Consider the following 15,498-nt stretch of genomic DNA (forward strand, 5'->3'; position numbering starts at 1 on the left):
ATTAAAGGGTAAAGAGTAGAAGATATATCACTATAGGAAGAATGGGGGAAATAATTATGACAACTACAACAAATTTAACACTGGGGTACAAAATGTACACGATTGATTTTAGCCGTCCAACGCAGTCTAACGAGGCACTGCTTGATTTCTTTAAAGATGTGCAGCACAGACAGGGAAATAATGCAGAAAGCTTTTCTAAAACATTAATGGAAATCGAAGAAATCAAAACAAAATATGTAGATCATGAAATCGTACTGCTAGCTAAATCGCTTGAACAGCAAATAAGCCGCTCAAATGCAGAAAAACTTGAGGTCTGATAATCACCAGAAATGGTCGATTTATCAGACCTTTTTTATTTCTATCGATGTAGCACTTTTGGGGTGAAGTCAAGGGGACAGGATATCTGGTAGTATAGGTTTTTGGTGGAGGATAAAATTCTGTACATGTCAACGGATGTTTGATTTCATCAAAAGTTGTAGATGAATAGACTATCAAGTCGTTGGAGGCGTTGTATGGTTGGAATTTGCAGCTGGAAGTGTGCAGTGAGTGGAATAAGTATTGCGAGTGTCTACAGTAAACAGCCGTCGTGGCAGCGGGAGTGCTATTTGGTGATACCTGGTAAAGTTTATTATGAGTCGTGCTATCAAGGGTACGGAGAGTTTGCGGGAATGGATATTTTTTGTTTGATGAGAGAAAGCGGAGCGGGGAAAGAAGACAGTGAAGGAGTAGCGGCTTTTAAGCCTAAGATTGTGCTGGCGAAGTATTACAGCGGACAGCGTTATGAAGAACTGCCGGAATCAGAGCCGTGTCCGTACGGAGGCTATTTTTTTGAAGGGTGGAAGGAAGGATAGCGAATATACATAAAAGCTGTAGAGATATCTCTACAGCTTGTTATTAACGTCTTGTTTCATCGACAGATTGTTCTAAATCACTTACTTCTTGCGTAATTGTATTTAATTCTTCTTGCACCGCTTCAGCTTCAAGAACAGGATCTTGAACGATTTCTGTCGTTTCAAGCTCTTCTGCTGCAGCCGTTTCTGCAAGCGGCTGTTCTTTAGCAGTGCGCAGAGATTTCACTTTGTTGACAACTTGCGAAGATTGTTCGGAGACTTTTTGTGAAAGGCGGGCCGTGCGCTGTTTGAGGTCTTGGCCTTTTGCATATACCGTTTCTTTCACTTGACCTGTTTTAGCAAGTGCTTGATTCGCTCCGTCTTGAATAGAAGCACGCAGCTCTTTTCCAGACTTTGGCGCTACTAGTAAAGCTGTTGTGACACCGACTACGCTGCCTACTAACGTGCCGACTAATAACTCTTTGCTTCCACCTTTTGTTTCTTTACCCACTGTTTCTTTTACGTTTTCTTTTGTCATGACATTTCCTCCTTTTATAATATGTAATATGAAGGGTTTACCATTTTGTTGAATACTTCCTGTAAAACGCAAATGATTCGCTAAAAAAATGTGCAAGTGCCGTCGGACGCTCGTACAGGCTGGTGAAATTTGATTGTATATAGTATTCAACCATCTGACAGAAAAACCTTCTTTTCTGCTATAAAAACAGAAAAAAACTTATCTGTAAAATCCGACACAAGAAAACGACAACATTCGTTCTTTGGTAGCATTTTCACTTAAAATTTTATATCATAGAGGGCAAGGAGAATACGTTCTCTTTTTTTAGATGCTGGAGGGATTGAAGAAATGGCTGAATCGAAGTACAGAACGATTTTAGAAGCAAAATCTGGAGAGTTAGAAGCATTAAAAGACAAAGCAATCAAAGACACCTGGCAGCCGATTTATCATATTCATCCACAGTACGGGCTGATGAATGATCCAAACGGATTGATTCAATTAAACGGTGAATATCATGTGTTTTATCAGTGGTATCCGTACGGTGCGATGCATGGAATGAAGCACTGGGCTCATGTGAAATCTACGGATTTAGTAACGTGGGAACGCCTTCCGGTTGCGTTAACGCCAACGGAAGAATATGAATCGCACGGCGCATACTCAGGCGGCGCGATTGAAAAAGATGGTCAAGGGCTGCTGTTTTATACGGGGAATGTAAAATACGAAGACGGCTCACGTTCAGCTAATCAATGTATCGCGATGCTAAACAGGGATGGAAGTGTGGAAAAATACACGCATAATCCAGCGGTACAAGGTGTTCCTGCTGGGTATACAGGACATGTGCGTGATCCGAAAGTATGGAAAGAAAATGATACATATTATATGCTGCTAGGCGCTCAGCGTGAAAACGAAACGGGCGCGTTAATTGTGTATGAATCAAGCGATGCGCTTCAGTGGTCATTTAAAGGCGAAGTTAAAACATCGCTTCCTGACTTTGGCTATATGTGGGAGTGCCCAGATTACTTTAAACTGGACGGAAAAGATGTGTTTGTCTTTTCGCCGCAAGGAATCAAAGTGGATGGCCACGATTTTCATAATATTTATAATGTGATTTACGCGGTGGGAACATTTGATGTAGAAAGTTTAACGTTTGAAATGGAGTATTACCGTGAAATTGATAAAGGGTTTGACTTTTATGCACCGCAAACGTTCCAAGATGAAAGCGGACGTCRCTTGCTATTTGCATGGATTGGAAACCCGGACGTTGACTATCCGTCAGACGAATACGGATGGGCCCATGCCTTAACGCTTCCTCGTGAGCTTTCGCTTGAAGGAAATGAACTTGTTCAAAAGCCTGTAGAAGAGTTACATAAGCTTCGAGATCAAGCGGTTCATTTTAGAGGAACGCTAAAAAATGAAGAAGTGATCATTGATGAAGCAACAAACAATGCATATGAAATCAATATGACGTTCCGCGAGATAGGGGCCAAACAGTTTGGTTTAGAGCTATTTAATAGTAAAGAAGAAGAGCTTCGCCTCGTGTTTGATACAGAAAAGCAAGAAGTGCGACTCGACCGTTCTTCATTCCACCATCAATATGCAACGGAATACGGTGTGGTTCGCTCTGAAAAATGGACAGCGTCAAATGAAGTCGATGTTCGCGTATTTGTCGACAAAAGCATCGTCGAAATTTATATAAACGGCGGCAAAATTGTCTTCACTTCCCGGGTATTCCCGAAAAAAGATTCCAAATCAGCTGTAAATGTATTTGCAGAAGGAGCTGTGGATTACCGTATTGATTATTACGGTATGTCGCGCGGTATTTAACATAATAAATAAGAAAAGCCAATGAAGATCATTCATTGGCTTTTTGATTTCTATAAAATTAAGATACAAATACATGAAGCAACTAAATGAGGGACAGCTGCAATAATAAAACGTTTCATCCATTCGGTATCCTCTCGCTGCCGGACCGGGGTAAAGTAAGGTCCTCTCGTTTCAAATCGAAATGCGTCCAGTAAGGTTACGAGTGCAATTGCCGTAAGTAATATGCCAAGAGGGCCTGAAATATAGTAAATATACTGCCAGTTGCCTGCTGTAATAGAAATGATAATCACAATAATTAAAGATATAATGCCAGATATTAATCCTGTTTTCAAACTCAAAATCTCCTTACATCCAGTTTTTGCTTATCTATTTTACCATAACCGAATGAAGGTTTGTATATACGGCTCAGGGCGGATATTTACTTCTTAATTGACCTTCTATGTAAGTATCTTCTCGTATAAAACGAGTTTCCTAACAAAAGCAGTGTTCCTAAAATCCACCCGGCTGCAGGGGAATAAGGAAAGATATTTTTCAAAGCCATCCCAAAAGAAATAGAGGCTGCTCCGAGTATAAATAAAAGCAGCGTGATTCCTTGACGTTTTTTCACATGTACCACCTCTCTTACTAATTTTACCATAAGGTGTGAGTATAGTAGAGTGAAATGTAAGATATCTTACAAAAAAGAAGTATATGGTAAAATTTAAGGGGCAGGAAGGGAAGAGGGATGCAATGATTAAAAAAGGATTTATAGCAGGTATCGTGACGGTAGGGATTGTTCTTGCCCTTGCTGCTTTTACAGAAAAGTGGAGCTATCTCTATTTTGTGTCAGGCACAATGGGAGCAGTATCACTGGTTTTAGCTTTGGCATACCTTATTGATAGTATCGTGCTAGGAAGTACAGGCACATTCTTTTCAGCCAAAAAGACGCGCAAGGTGAGCCGAGTTGAAGATGCAAAACGATTTGGAGCTATTGCAGTACCGAACATATTAGCTGCTTTGATTTATGTAGCCGCTGGTTGATGAATAGGAGTCTATAAAAACAGCTTGAGGTATAACCTCAAGCTGTTTTTTATGCGTCAATCTGAACRTTTCTTTCCCGTTTATCACGCAGAGRCATCAGCATACTCACAAATCCAACGCTTACGATGATGATTGCCGCCGTTAAAAAAGTCGTCTGAGCACCTGCAAGCTTTACGACCATGCCTCCAAGAAGAGGAGCAGTAAGTAAAACGGCACTCGTTAAGGTGTTGATGAATCCGTACACTTTTCCGAGGTGTTCCTTGTCRCTGTGTGTTTGAACGATATAGTTAAACAGCAGTAAATTAAGCCCAACTCCAGCTCCTCCAATAGGTGCAGCAATCAAAATGAAATAGCGTGACATAACAGCTGGATTAAAGCAGCTAATGAAAAATAAAGCCCCTCCAAATAGAAGCAGTCCAAGTGATAACAGTCTAAATGGATGGTGAACTTGTTTTTTTCTATTAAGATACACTCCTGTTGCTAGCGCCCCCAGTCCGATTCCAGAAAGCAGCCAGCCGAGCATTTCCGGATGGTGAGGCAGCACATCTCGTAGAAAGATGCTAATTTGAGCGTCAACAAGCATCACTACAAAATACGAAAGGTGAAACAAAATAACGACGCGTAAAAGGAGTGAGTGCTGAAAAACGATTTTCCAGCCGTTTGAGTACGTTTCTTTCGCTTGATGGGAAGAACGAGCAGCTTGCCCTTGAATGTTTTTACCTGCTTTTTTAAGTGGAAACAGCACGCCAATAGAAATCATACAAGCTGCGGCATTAACTAAAATGCATGCTTTTGGCGTTGTAATCGTCAGCGCGGCGGCTCCGAGAAACGGCCCCACAACTTTGGCAACTTGAAACATAATGTTTTGTAAAGTAGAGGCCTGCAGCAGCTGATCTTCTTTGACCACTTCTCGAACGTAAGAGAGCTGTGCGGGCACTTTCATAACAGAACTCATAGAGCGCAGCGTCAGCACCCCAAGTGCCAAAAACGGTTCATTTGTGAAAAATAACAGACATGTGAACAGAAGACGGACTAGTTCAGACAGAAACATCAGCTGTACTTTATCATAGCGGTCCGCTAAATTTCCTGCTGCTTGACTTAGCAGGATACTAGGTAAAGCGTACGCGACAGGAATAAGCGTAATCCAGAGGGAATTTGCGTGCCACACGTATGTAAAAAGCGTCATCACCGCAAACATATCAAATAAATCTCCGAAGCTTGCCGCAGTGCTTGAAATAAATAATTTTTTATAAGAAGAATTAGCAAACAGCTTTTCTCTTTTCAATACCTTCATTCCTTTATGTGTTGTTCGTAAAAAATAATCGCATCTTCAATAAATTGAAGGACTTCGCTGTCAATAGGGTAGAGATTAAGTGAACTTGATGCCTCAGGAGATTTGCGAACATCCCAAAAGGCTTTTTCTAAAGCCGTGTGAGGGCCAAATAGCTCACTGGATAAAAGCAGTATATCAGCTGCAATTAGCTGTCCATCTTCAGATTGAGGTGCACGCTGATGCTTTAAGCAAAGCTGAACTCGTTTTATCATGTTAATCCATTTATCGGCACTCGCATTCTCCATTTTAGGCAAATCATGCTGCAGAATCTCACTTTCTTCTATTGAAACCGAAAGCAGATCAGTCCAGCTGCTTTTAGTAGTAGACTGATTTTGAACTAAAGGAAGGAGCTGCTTCCAGTTTAATTCACCTTCTATTTTTATACTGTTGCGAAGAGTATGAGTATGTTCTAAAGCTCGTTGAATTTCTGAAGTTTTTTGCTGAAGTTTTTGCTGGTGAATCGCTAGAAGTTCATCAATACTCACTTGATGAAGAATAAGTTCAATATCTCGCAAAGGAACGGCTAAGTTTTTTAACAAAGTAATTTTCTCTAGTGTGAATAAATCCGTTTCTGAGTAGGAGCGTTTTCCATTTTCTGATTTTGACGATGGATGAAGCAAGCCAATTTGATCGTAGTAACGAAGTGTACGCACCGTGAGGCCTAATTTTTTAGCGGCTTGCCCAGTAGAAAAATAAATCATTTTTAATCCCTCCAAAAAAATGCTTGCAGGTAACGTTACGTCACCTTTTATACTGAATATATGTAAAAGGGAGGCGAAGTAAATTGAAACAAAAAAATCAAGGATTATGGACAATAAAATCATTCGTAATTATGCTGGTCGTCACGTTTATTGGGGTGCCTATCTTAATTGAAGGCATATTGCAGGATGCTTTACATTCCCTGTTTAAAAATGACCTTTATGCTGGAACAGCTACTGGGTTTGTTATGGCAGCTGTGTTTTTATCAGCTCTGTATGGGCTGATGGTTCAGGCTGGTGATAGAAAAATTGGTTTTCAATGGTTTTCAAAACGGCACTGGCCGCGCATTCTTTTTTGGCTTTTTGTGCTGATCTTAGGAAGTGTGGCAATTGTTGTGCTAATGGAATGGTTTGGTATGACGTATGAAAATAAAAAAACAGCCAGTTTACAGCAAGACCTGTCGCTGTTTTCATTTATACTTGCCTTTGTTTCAGCCGCTGTGATCTCACCTTTTTATGAAGAGATTATCTACCGAGGATTTTTTTATACGTGGCTGAAACGTAAAGGAGGGATTGTCGTTGGATTAGTGGGAAGTTCGTTTATCTTTATGCTGGTGCATATTCCAACGTACAATACCTTGCCCGTTAACTTTTTATCAGGTCTCGTGTTTGCATGGGTGTACGAAAAAACAAAGTCGCTGCTTCCAAGTATGATCATTCATGCTTGTTTTAATGGAATCGCCGTTATTTTAACAGCGGCAGCCTAATGTAGTTTYGATAAGGAGTAAGCTATGATTTATCTTACCATATTATGTCTACTGAAGAAGCGAATTGCAAAAAAATAAGTGGAAAATGAACCCAGAAACTGCTAGAAGCACTGCCTGTTCCTAGCCGTTTTTTGTATATGCACGCACGCTTAAGGCTTGTCTTAAAGTGGACGTTAAGGTGTATGATAAGAGAGAGTAAAGACAGCCATACAAAGGAGAGGGTATCGATGCAATATCGAAAGCTTGGAACAACAGGTCTGGAAGTATCAAATTTATGTCTAGGTACCATGGCGTTTGGACGATGGATTGACGAAAAAGCGTCGGCAGCTATTTTACATAGCGCCATTGAAAACGGAATTAACTTCATTGACACAGCCAACTATTACGGAAAAGGGCAGGATGAAGAGTTTGGATATGGCACAGGGGAATCTGAAGAAATTATTGGGCGCGCGTTGAAAGGAAAACGAGATGATGTTGTGCTCGCAACAAAAGTCGGCATTGCCGTAGGAAAAGGCCAAAATGATAAAGGCCTTTCACGCACACATATTATGAGAGAAGTGGATAATCAGCTGCGACGACTGCAGACAGACTACATTGATCTTTATCAAGTTCATCTTTTTGATCCGAATACACCTATGGAAGAAACGCTTCGCACGCTAGATGATTTAGTTCGTCAAGGCAAAGTTCGTTATATTGGCTGCTCCAATTATGCCGCGTGGCAAATCGCAAAGTCTCATCATATTAGTGACAAAATGAATCTTGAAAAATTTATTTCCGTTCAGCCTCAGTATAATCTTCTCTCTCGTGAAATTGAACAAGAGCTGCTGCCGTTTAGTCAATCTGAAGGTGTAGGCGTCATGGTATACAGTCCGTTAGCGCGCGGCATGCTTTCAGGCAAATATAAAACACCAAATGACGTGCCGCCAGAAAGTCGCGCTGCGCATGGTGAAAAGCTGCTGCGAAACTACTTTACAGACCAAAACTTTCAGCTGGTGGAGCAGTATCGCAAGTTAGCAGAAAAAAATGAAGTAAGCTTGTCTCAGTTTGCTCTTTCATGGGTATTGAATCAGCCCGCTGTAACATCAAGCATTATCGGAGCTAGTAAATTGCATCACGTAACAGATGCTGTTGAAATCAGCGATTGGGCATGGTCAGAAGAGCTGTTGAATACCGTGAATTCACTGCATTAATAAAAAGTCCGCAGGTGCACCTGCGGACTTTTGTGTTTAAATTTTAATTTCTTTTTGCGTTAATTTTGCTTCTAGTGAGTCGTACAAAGCGAGCTTATAGTTGATTTGTTCAAGGTATTTAAAAGTTTTGGCCATTTCTTCTTCGACCGCTTCTTTGTGCTGAAGCATCATGTTTTTTCGTTCTTTAATTGTGCTTTCGCCTTGTTCATAGAGCTCTACATAGCGCTTGATTTCTGCAAGAGGCATGCCCGTTGAGCGCAGAGCTAAGATAAAACGGATCCATTCAATATTCGTATCATTATAGAGGCGTTTTCCATGTTCATCACGCTCTACAAAAGGAAGGATCCCTTCTTTTTCATAGTAGCGTAAAGTCGGTGCGGAAAGCCCGGTTTTTTCATTCATTTCTTTCATGCTATAAGACAAGATTGTTCACTCCCACTTATGAATCGTAAAGCTTACTTTAAGGTATATGATAATCGATAGTTGAACGTTTTATCAAATTCTTTTTCGTTTTTTGAAAAATATGGAACTTTTATACAGTTTGTTCGTAATAACAAGTAGACAATAAGAAACTTACTGTAAAAGGTTAAGTAAAGGGGATAGAGTAATGAAAAAAGTAAAATGGATTAGTTTTATCCTGCTGCTGATTTCAAGCGGAGTCTTTTTTATCAATCATCAGTACGCCATTTTACTAGCGGCTTGGACCGTGTATGGAATGGCTTTATCAATCCTAGTTTATTTCTTTTCATATGATATGAGTGATTCAAACAAAGAGTAAAAAGCGTATACGCGTTTCTTATTGTCTTCAAAATAAAAGCAGAAAATGAAAGGGTGGAAAAAATGGGAGAACTTTTTTGGATGATTTTGTTCGGAGCGTGTATTTGGGTGCCACTAATTTGGAATAAAATTGCGATTGGCAAGCGCATCGCACACGAAGAAAAGAAAGCAGGACGTGATTTAACAGGGGAAATCAATCCGTTTACCGGAGGAAGAATGTAAATAGGCGTAAAAAAAAGCTGTGACAAAAGTATTTTCGTTGAAAGAAGATCCGAATGATGAATTGAGATTCTTAATGCAGAATCAACTTCGTTCGGTTTTTTTATTAGTATGGTGAACGTAGGTGTCATGTATATAGTAGTTTCTAGCTGTTGATTGGAGGGCAGGGCGAAGACTCCTGCCGCCCGCGGAAATCGAAGCCTTGCATGGAAATTAACAGCGGTGTAACCAGCAGTCCAGCTTATTTATCCCATTTGTTCGTCTTTAGGTTGGAGTAATTTTGTTATGTCTAAGTCTCTTTATTAGTAAAGAAAACAATAGTTTAATTTTGTTATTAATAGTATAATTAACCATATTTATTTTGGATAGAAAGGCTGATAAAAAGGTGTTCATATTCTTTTTAGCCGGCACTGTACTTGTGCTGGCGATGATTATTTTTTCGCGTACGCTGTGGGTGCCCAGCGGAATGGTAGAACGTCTCAGCAAGAAAAAGTGGTTTCAAAACCATTGGCTAAGCGGAGGCTATTTGTTTGGCATTAATGCTTTATATTTTGGGACTACGATATGTTTACTCTTCCTTCCTATCTTTACTAATATCCCTTATTTGCATCTTGTTCTTATGTTTTTAGCGACGATTGTAAGTATTTTCACGTGGAGCGCCTTTAGTACAGCGTGGACAGGATCATTTAAAAACCGTCTTAAAATGGCTTTAACGGGAAGCAGCTTTTATTTAATATTGGCATTAATTATGGTGATCCAGTGGGTAAGCGTTAAGCCCCTGTATCCCAATGAAGATACGTTTATGCGAGCTTTAGGGTGGATGCTTGGCTTTTTCGTTTCAGCCGTCGCTTTTAGTGTATGTTTTATCTTCACGGCGTTTCTTGGAAAACGTTCGGCACGTGTGTAAGGATATCATCCGTTTTTTAGCATTTTTTTCTAGTTAACTACTATTCACGAAAGCAGGGGTAAACGTGATTCGAGAAATTTTAGCTTCCGATGCAGCCGCTTTTTTAGCGTTAAATAAAGAGCTTGATCGAGAAACAGCATATATGCTGTACGAGGAAAATGAGCGTGCGATTACACTCGAACAGCAGAAAAAAATGATTACAACTTTTTTAAAGATGCCGAACTCGACCATTTTAGTGGCGGAACAAGACGGACAGCTTGTCGGACATTTATCTGTGATTGGCGGAAGCGTTAATCGAAAAAAACACAGCGCATACTTAGCTGTTGGCGTACTGCGTTCCTATGGAAACCAGGGCATTGGTACTTCATTGTTTGAAGAAATGGAGAACTGGGCGGCGCGTATCGGCATCAAACGAGTAGAGCTAACCGTTATGACCCACAATGAAACGGCCATTTCGCTGTATAAAAAGATGGGTTTTAAAATAGAAGGAAAAAAAATATGTTCGCTCGTTGTAGATGGAAAATCAGTCGATGAATATTATATGGGGAAGGTTTTTTAAAAAACATGTTTAAAGGGGAAATGAACGTGAAATCGACGATTATTGAGTTAAATGAATGGATGATAAAGTTTCCTAAAAAGCTTGAAGTATTCTCTGAAGCAGCGGCGTCAAACCGTCCTGCTCCTAAGAAGTGGTCCCCGAAAGAAATTGTGGGGCACTTATGTGACTCAGCCCTTCACAATTTGCAGCGTTTTATCAACGTGCAGCATGAAAAAACACCTTTGGTCCTGACGCCTTACAAACAAGATGAATGGGTAGAACTGCAGCACTATCAAGATATGCCCATGGAAGAAATAGTTGCCCTATGGCGCAGTTTAAATAAGCAAATTGCTTCCGTTCTTTTGCATATACCAACAGAAAAGCATATGTATCAATTCGAATTAAAAGATGGAAAGTTCGTTTCGCTACAGTGGTTGGCTAAAGATTATATTGCTCATTTAAAGCATCATATTAAGCAAATTGACGCTCAAATGCCGCTAGGAGGCAAAGAGGATGAAAAAAGAACATAAAAAAGAAGAATCTCAGGTGAAAGCAGATTTTAGAGCAGGCCGCGCCTATGGTGATCATGAATACATAGGAAGTTCGAAAAAAGGGGTGCTTCTTGCTTTGTTACCAATTCTGATCATTGCCGGAGGTATACTGTTTCTGATGGTAAAATGACAAAAGCCGCATTATAGCGGCTTTTTTTCATAGAGTTGCTGAGTTTTGCTTTCTTCGGGATTGTTGCAGCTTTCTAGGGTGGAAAAGCCTGCGTGTTCTGCGACTATTTTAGCTGCGGAAGGAAGCGTTTCGACTCTTTCCMAAGATGCTGGATTCCACAGCTTTGATCGCTTGAATGCTTTGCTGCAGTGGAGAAAGCATTCTTGTACTTCGACGCCGATAGCGAGGAGCGGAGTTTTATTGTGAACCGTCATTGTTTCAAGCAGCGCTTTTTCTTTTACAATGCAAGCTTTGCCGTTAATCCGCAGTGTTTCTTCTATGCCTGGAATCAAAAAAAGCAGCCCTATTTGAGGATTAGATAAAATATTTTCCAATGAATCTACTTTTTGATTGCCGCGCCTCTCTGGAATCAATAGCCTTTTCTCATCGACGACTTGTACAAAACCAGGGTGATCCCCCCGCGGAGAACTGTCGCAAATTCCTTTATAATCAGCTGTAGCGATGATAACAAAAGGAGAATGTTTAATAAATTCCCGGCAGTGTCGATCTAAATAAGAAATTATTTTTTGATGCGCCAATTTGTTAGGCGCGCCGACTATATGGCGAAGCTCTTCCTTCGTTTTTACTTGTTCTTTAAAATGACTGTTTTCCATTTCTTTTTTCACTCCTACTTTTTGCGTATACTGAAAATACCATTTTTACATGTGAAATACTATATTTTTATATTTAAAAAACAGAAAAATCAGTATATTAAAATGGAGTAGAAGTGCTATAACGCTAGCTTCGGTCTTTTTTTAAATTTTTGATTGCGTTATCAAATATGTCATTAACCGTCTTCATATGTTCGCTGACGAGATGATTCGAGTCTTTTTCTCGCTGGCGCATGTCTTTCAACAAATCATCCATATCATCTAGCAGACTTTGAAAATATTCATCTTTTTGTTCTTCTTTCATTGTAGAATCGTCCATTTCATCAAGCTTATCGAGCTTATCTTCAATTTTTTTGAAGTATTCATCTCTCAAGAATCTCACCTCATTTATAAAGTAGCTTTCTGCTTATTGTATGCAAAATGTTTGTTTGCATGAGTAAGAAGTAGAAAGTACATAAATAAAAGGAGAGTCTGAAAAGCTCATTTACTCCTTAGTAGGTTACTTTTTAGTTCCCATATTACTTTGAAGTGCGTACTTTTTTTTATTGTGTATATGCTTCATAATAAATTTTGTCAGGAGATAATATGACATTTAATGAATAGATCAGTCGTTGAGTTTACCTTCATACTGATCAATTTCTAAAATAGAATTATAAAAATTTCAGGAGGTTTTATGAATATGAGAGAGATACTACAAGGAAAACTAGGTTTTGGAACGGCACCTCTGGGCAATATGTATCGTAATATTCCAGAAGAAGAGGCCATTGCGACGGTCGATGCAGCTTGGGAAAGCGGCATCCGTTACTTTGATGCAGCTCCTCTTTACGGAGCTGGCTTAGCCGAGATACGCCTTGGTGAAGCACTATCAAAAAGAAATCGCGATGAGTATGTGCTAAGTACGAAAGTAGGTCGCGTTATTTCAGATGAACTAGAAGACACATCTTCACGTGATATGGGAGAAAAAGGCGGGCTTTTTGAATTTGGCCGTAAAAATAAAATTATCAATGACTACAGCGCAGATGCCACTCTTCGTTCGATCGAGCAAAGCTTAAATCGTTTAAAAACAGATCGCTTAGACTTTGTGTATATTCATGATGTTGCGCAAGATTTTTATGGAGATGAGTGGGTAGGACAATTTGAGTCTGCTCGAACGGGCGCATTTCGTGTGCTTACACGTTTGCGTGAAGAAGGAGTTATTAAAGGATGGGGACTTGGAGTAAACCGAGTAGAGCCAATTGAAATCATGCTGGAGCTGGAAGAAGCAAAGCCGGATGTGTCGTTGCTAGCTGGCCGTTACACGTTATTAGATCATGAGCGTGCGCTGCAGCGAGTAATGCCAGAAGCCGTAAAGCATAATATGGACATTGTTGTCGGTGGACCATACAGCTCAGGCGTTCTTGCTGGAGGTACGCACTTTGAATATCAAAAAGCATCTTCAGACATTATGGCAAAAGTAGAAAAAATTAAAGCTATTGCAGATCGTCATCAGATCAGCATTAAGGCTGCTGCTGTCCAATTTTCACTCGCTAATCCAGCAGTTGCTGCTGTTATCCCCGGCGCTAGTCGTCCAGAGCGTATTGCTGAAGACAAAGCAGCATTAAACACAGTAATTCCGGCAGCCTTCTGGGAAGAAATGCGTGAACAGAAGCTTGTAGCTCCTCATGCACCGCTGCCAATTAACGTGAAGTGAAGGTGGAAAGATAAATATAGGTTTTCAGTAAGTATAAAAAGTGTCTCGAAGTTTCGGTTTTGAGACACTTTTTTTGTATTGAGATAAAAATTAACAAAAGATTCAGCAGGTTTCAATCATAAAAACGAACATTTAAACAATTTTTAATTAAAACATTCGTCTATGTATTGAATAACCATTTTGTATTTGATACATTTAGAAAGTGAAAAATATTACTCGTATATGCTTGGAAATATGGTCTGAGTGTCTCTACCTGGTTCCCATTCAAAGAACTGGACTACGAGTTAAAGTGTAAAAACGTTCGGTTTATCAATACATAAATGTTATTCCGTGCTTAACTTCTTATACTTTGACTCTAAAAAGCTTAGAAAATCAAAAGTGTTATAGGTTTTTTCTTTTGTCCAATCATCGAGTATATGAAACAACAAAACGAAATGGAGTGAAAGTAACAATCTATGAAGAACAAGATGCTAAAAACAGGGGCTTTACTTACTATTGGTATGATTTTATTATTATCTGTACTTGCCGGGTGTAACGCAGCTTCAAAAAAGGAAGCCGGAGATAAACAGAAGCAGAAGCCTATTATTGTTCAAGGGCCGATGCCGATAGAAGCGCAGAAATTCGCTAAAAAATTAGAAAATGTAAAAGAAGAAAAGTCGGGGAATTTTGTTTTTTACAAAGGAAGTGTCGATAATTATCCGGTTATTGTAGTTAAAATGGGAAAAGGAATGGAAAACACGGCAGCTGCTACAGCGATAGCTATAGAAAAATACCATCCTAGAGCAATTATCAATCAAGGAACATCAGGCGGACATGATGAAAATCTGAACGTGTTTGATATTGTATTAGGAAAGAGAACAACGAATATAGGCTCTTTAAAAACAGGCGATAAAAAAGAAGGCGAAGGAATGGATCCTGCTGCGTGGAAGCCGATGGATTTAATGGCTTCTGAAGGAAGCGCTGGTGAAGATCCTGATGCTGAAAAAGCTCGCTATTATGAAGGAGATAAGAAGTTACTGGCGGCTGCAAATGCAGTAAAAGATACATACAAAAAAGGTAAAGTGGTTGAAGGAACGATAGGATCAGCGGACACATGGAATAACGAAGTGGATCGAATTAAGTGGTTCCATACTAAGTACGGGACGTCTGTAGAAGAAATGGAAGGCGCAGCGGCAGCACAAATTGCAGGAAGCTATGACGTTCCATTCTTAGGTATCAGAGTGCTATCTAATAACAAAGTAAACAATGGAAAATATAATCCAAACACAGCAGCCGCTTGTCAAGATTACGTTTATGAAGTAATTAAACGCTATATTAGCGCAAACGCTAAGTAAATCTTTATTTGAAGTTTTGATGTGTTGCGTTATAATTAAGTGAAAAGAAGCTTATTGATAGAAATTCATTACATATGTTTTTTTATCTTTGGTGACTTGATGATATGTAAATATATGGCGGGCTGGATAACAAGTATTGAAAAATGCTGAGTCGTTAACCCATCATAAGGAAATTTGTACAACTATGCACAAATTTCTTTATGATGGGTTTTTTTGTGGAGGAGTGGAGGTACTGGAGACAACTAAAAAAGCAGCAGATTCTCAGACAGGCTGCCAAGTTTCGGACGCTTTACGAACATAAATAGAATCAATGTAAGGAAGTTAGATAAAAGGAAGGGATACAAAGATGTTCAAACTATTTTTATGTAAAAAAAGGAAGTATMTAATTACGACATATCAATTTATTTTAAATATCTCGCTGATTGTCCTTGGGTTTATACTTGTTTATTTTTTATTAAGAGAGCTTTTTTATATTATGAATGATGCCTTAACGGGAAATAATAACGTTCATAAAATTCTTGGA

Annotated in this window: 22 protein-coding genes and 1 riboswitch; of the genes, 14 read left to right on the forward strand and 8 right to left on the reverse strand. The window is 39.5% G+C overall.

What is annotated here, in order from left to right; genetic code table 11:
• Positions 1–56 precede the first annotated feature (56 nt).
• Positions 57–317, forward strand: coding sequence for a hypothetical protein (locus tag AC1DRF_RS08280; RefSeq protein ID WP_016765166.1), 261 nt, complete (start codon positions 57–59; stop codon positions 315–317).
• Between the two features lie 195 nt (positions 318–512).
• Positions 513–851 (forward strand): hypothetical protein, encoded by a 339-nt coding sequence (locus AC1DRF_RS08285; RefSeq protein ID WP_097823154.1) that lies wholly within the window; start codon positions 513–515, stop codon positions 849–851.
• A 43-nt stretch (positions 852–894) separates the two neighbouring features.
• On the opposite strand, the gene AC1DRF_RS08290 is transcribed toward AC1DRF_RS08285, so the two are convergent.
• The gene (locus AC1DRF_RS08290) at positions 895–1,368 is read right to left on the reverse strand and encodes a YtxH domain-containing protein (RefSeq protein ID WP_013058548.1); all 474 of its coding nucleotides are present in this window, start codon (positions 1,366–1,368) and stop codon (positions 895–897) included.
• Between the two features lie 327 nt (positions 1,369–1,695).
• On the opposite strand from AC1DRF_RS08290, the gene AC1DRF_RS08295 reads away from it, so the two are divergent.
• A complete protein-coding gene (locus AC1DRF_RS08295) occupies positions 1,696–3,171 on the forward strand; it encodes a glycoside hydrolase family 32 protein (protein ID WP_477740571.1) in 1,476 nt (491 codons plus the stop codon).
• Positions 3,172–3,221: 50 nt separating this feature from the next.
• On the opposite strand, the gene AC1DRF_RS08300 is transcribed toward AC1DRF_RS08295, so the two are convergent.
• Entirely contained in the window at positions 3,222–3,503 is a 282-nt protein-coding gene (locus AC1DRF_RS08300; protein ID WP_098599428.1) for a hypothetical protein, read from the reverse strand.
• An 86-nt stretch (positions 3,504–3,589) separates the two neighbouring features.
• A complete protein-coding gene (locus AC1DRF_RS08305) occupies positions 3,590–3,778 on the reverse strand; it encodes a hypothetical protein (protein ID WP_013058545.1) in 189 nt (62 codons plus the stop codon).
• Positions 3,779–3,861: 83 nt separating this feature from the next.
• Between AC1DRF_RS08305 and AC1DRF_RS08310 the strand changes: the two genes are divergently transcribed.
• Positions 3,862–4,191, forward strand: coding sequence for a hypothetical protein (locus tag AC1DRF_RS08310; protein ID WP_427075113.1), 330 nt, complete (start codon positions 3,862–3,864; stop codon positions 4,189–4,191).
• 49 nt (positions 4,192–4,240) lie between these two features.
• Here AC1DRF_RS08310 and AC1DRF_RS08315 read toward each other — a convergent pair whose 3' ends face one another.
• Both AC1DRF_RS08315 and AC1DRF_RS08320 read right to left on the reverse strand, forming a co-directional pair.
• A complete protein-coding gene (locus tag AC1DRF_RS08315) occupies positions 4,241–5,485 on the reverse strand; it encodes an MFS transporter (RefSeq protein WP_477740572.1) in 1,245 nt (414 codons plus the stop codon).
• The gene (locus AC1DRF_RS08320; RefSeq protein ID WP_043978496.1) at positions 5,482–6,225 is read right to left on the reverse strand and encodes a MerR family transcriptional regulator; all 744 of its coding nucleotides are present in this window, start codon (positions 6,223–6,225) and stop codon (positions 5,482–5,484) included. The genes AC1DRF_RS08315 and AC1DRF_RS08320 overlap by 4 nt, the downstream gene beginning before the upstream one ends.
• A gap of 83 nt (positions 6,226–6,308) precedes the next feature.
• Here AC1DRF_RS08320 and AC1DRF_RS08325 point away from each other — a divergent pair, with 83 nt between their 5' ends.
• Both AC1DRF_RS08325 and AC1DRF_RS08330 read left to right on the forward strand, forming a co-directional pair.
• A complete protein-coding gene (locus tag AC1DRF_RS08325; protein WP_043978498.1) occupies positions 6,309–6,989 on the forward strand; it encodes a CPBP family intramembrane glutamic endopeptidase in 681 nt (226 codons plus the stop codon).
• A 227-nt stretch (positions 6,990–7,216) separates the two neighbouring features.
• Complete coding sequence (locus tag AC1DRF_RS08330; RefSeq protein WP_477740573.1) at positions 7,217–8,179, forward strand: aldo/keto reductase; 963 nt, start codon at positions 7,217–7,219, stop codon at positions 8,177–8,179.
• A gap of 36 nt (positions 8,180–8,215) precedes the next feature.
• Here AC1DRF_RS08330 and AC1DRF_RS08335 read toward each other — a convergent pair whose 3' ends face one another.
• Positions 8,216–8,602: a MerR family transcriptional regulator gene (locus tag AC1DRF_RS08335; RefSeq protein ID WP_043978502.1), complete on the reverse strand. Its 387-nt coding sequence runs from the start codon at positions 8,600–8,602 to the stop codon at positions 8,216–8,218.
• A gap of 184 nt (positions 8,603–8,786) precedes the next feature.
• Here AC1DRF_RS08335 and AC1DRF_RS08340 point away from each other — a divergent pair, with 184 nt between their 5' ends.
• The 6 genes from AC1DRF_RS08340 (at position 8,787) to AC1DRF_RS08365 (ending at position 11,301) form a co-directional block, all read left to right on the forward strand.
• Positions 8,787–8,957: a hypothetical protein gene (locus AC1DRF_RS08340; protein ID WP_162871439.1), complete on the forward strand. Its 171-nt coding sequence runs from the start codon at positions 8,787–8,789 to the stop codon at positions 8,955–8,957.
• Positions 8,958–9,019: 62 nt separating this feature from the next.
• Positions 9,020–9,178 (forward strand): hypothetical protein, encoded by a 159-nt coding sequence (locus AC1DRF_RS08345; protein WP_162213596.1) that lies wholly within the window; start codon positions 9,020–9,022, stop codon positions 9,176–9,178.
• Positions 9,179–9,560: 382 nt separating this feature from the next.
• Positions 9,561–10,082, forward strand: coding sequence for a hypothetical protein (locus AC1DRF_RS08350; protein ID WP_043978504.1), 522 nt, complete (start codon positions 9,561–9,563; stop codon positions 10,080–10,082).
• A gap of 64 nt (positions 10,083–10,146) precedes the next feature.
• Positions 10,147–10,641, forward strand: coding sequence for a GNAT family N-acetyltransferase (locus tag AC1DRF_RS08355; protein ID WP_016765155.1), 495 nt, complete (start codon positions 10,147–10,149; stop codon positions 10,639–10,641).
• A gap of 20 nt (positions 10,642–10,661) precedes the next feature.
• Positions 10,662–11,150, forward strand: a complete 489-nt coding sequence (locus AC1DRF_RS08360) for a DinB family protein (protein ID WP_477740574.1) — start codon at positions 10,662–10,664, stop codon at positions 11,148–11,150.
• On the forward strand, positions 11,134–11,301 hold the full coding sequence (locus AC1DRF_RS08365) for a hypothetical protein (protein ID WP_427075108.1): 168 nt from the start codon (positions 11,134–11,136) through the stop codon (positions 11,299–11,301). Before AC1DRF_RS08360 ends, AC1DRF_RS08365 begins: the two co-directional genes overlap by 17 nt.
• A gap of 11 nt (positions 11,302–11,312) precedes the next feature.
• Here the strand turns inward: AC1DRF_RS08365 and AC1DRF_RS08370 are convergent, their stop codons facing one another.
• Together AC1DRF_RS08370 and AC1DRF_RS08375 are read right to left on the reverse strand one after the other, a co-directional pair.
• Positions 11,313–11,954 (reverse strand): MSMEG_1061 family FMN-dependent PPOX-type flavoprotein, encoded by a 642-nt coding sequence (locus tag AC1DRF_RS08370; protein ID WP_477740575.1) that lies wholly within the window; start codon positions 11,952–11,954, stop codon positions 11,313–11,315.
• Positions 11,955–12,078: 124 nt separating this feature from the next.
• Entirely contained in the window at positions 12,079–12,324 is a 246-nt protein-coding gene (locus AC1DRF_RS08375; RefSeq protein WP_013058531.1) for a hypothetical protein, read from the reverse strand.
• A 306-nt stretch (positions 12,325–12,630) separates the two neighbouring features.
• Here AC1DRF_RS08375 and AC1DRF_RS08380 point away from each other — a divergent pair, with 306 nt between their 5' ends.
• Together AC1DRF_RS08380 and AC1DRF_RS08385 are read left to right on the forward strand one after the other, a co-directional pair.
• The gene (locus AC1DRF_RS08380) at positions 12,631–13,641 is read left to right on the forward strand and encodes an aldo/keto reductase (RefSeq protein ID WP_043978513.1); all 1,011 of its coding nucleotides are present in this window, start codon (positions 12,631–12,633) and stop codon (positions 13,639–13,641) included.
• 196 nt (positions 13,642–13,837) lie between these two features.
• Positions 13,838–13,941: riboswitch (purine riboswitch) on the forward strand.
• A 155-nt stretch (positions 13,942–14,096) separates the two neighbouring features.
• Positions 14,097–14,975 carry a 5'-methylthioadenosine/S-adenosylhomocysteine nucleosidase gene (locus AC1DRF_RS08385; protein ID WP_477740576.1) on the forward strand — a complete coding sequence of 293 codons (879 nt, stop codon included), beginning with the start codon at positions 14,097–14,099 and terminating at the stop codon, positions 14,973–14,975.
• Positions 14,976–15,498: the final 523 nt, after the last annotated feature.

The sequence above is a fragment of the Priestia sp. P5_B4 genome, assembly GCF_056400385.1.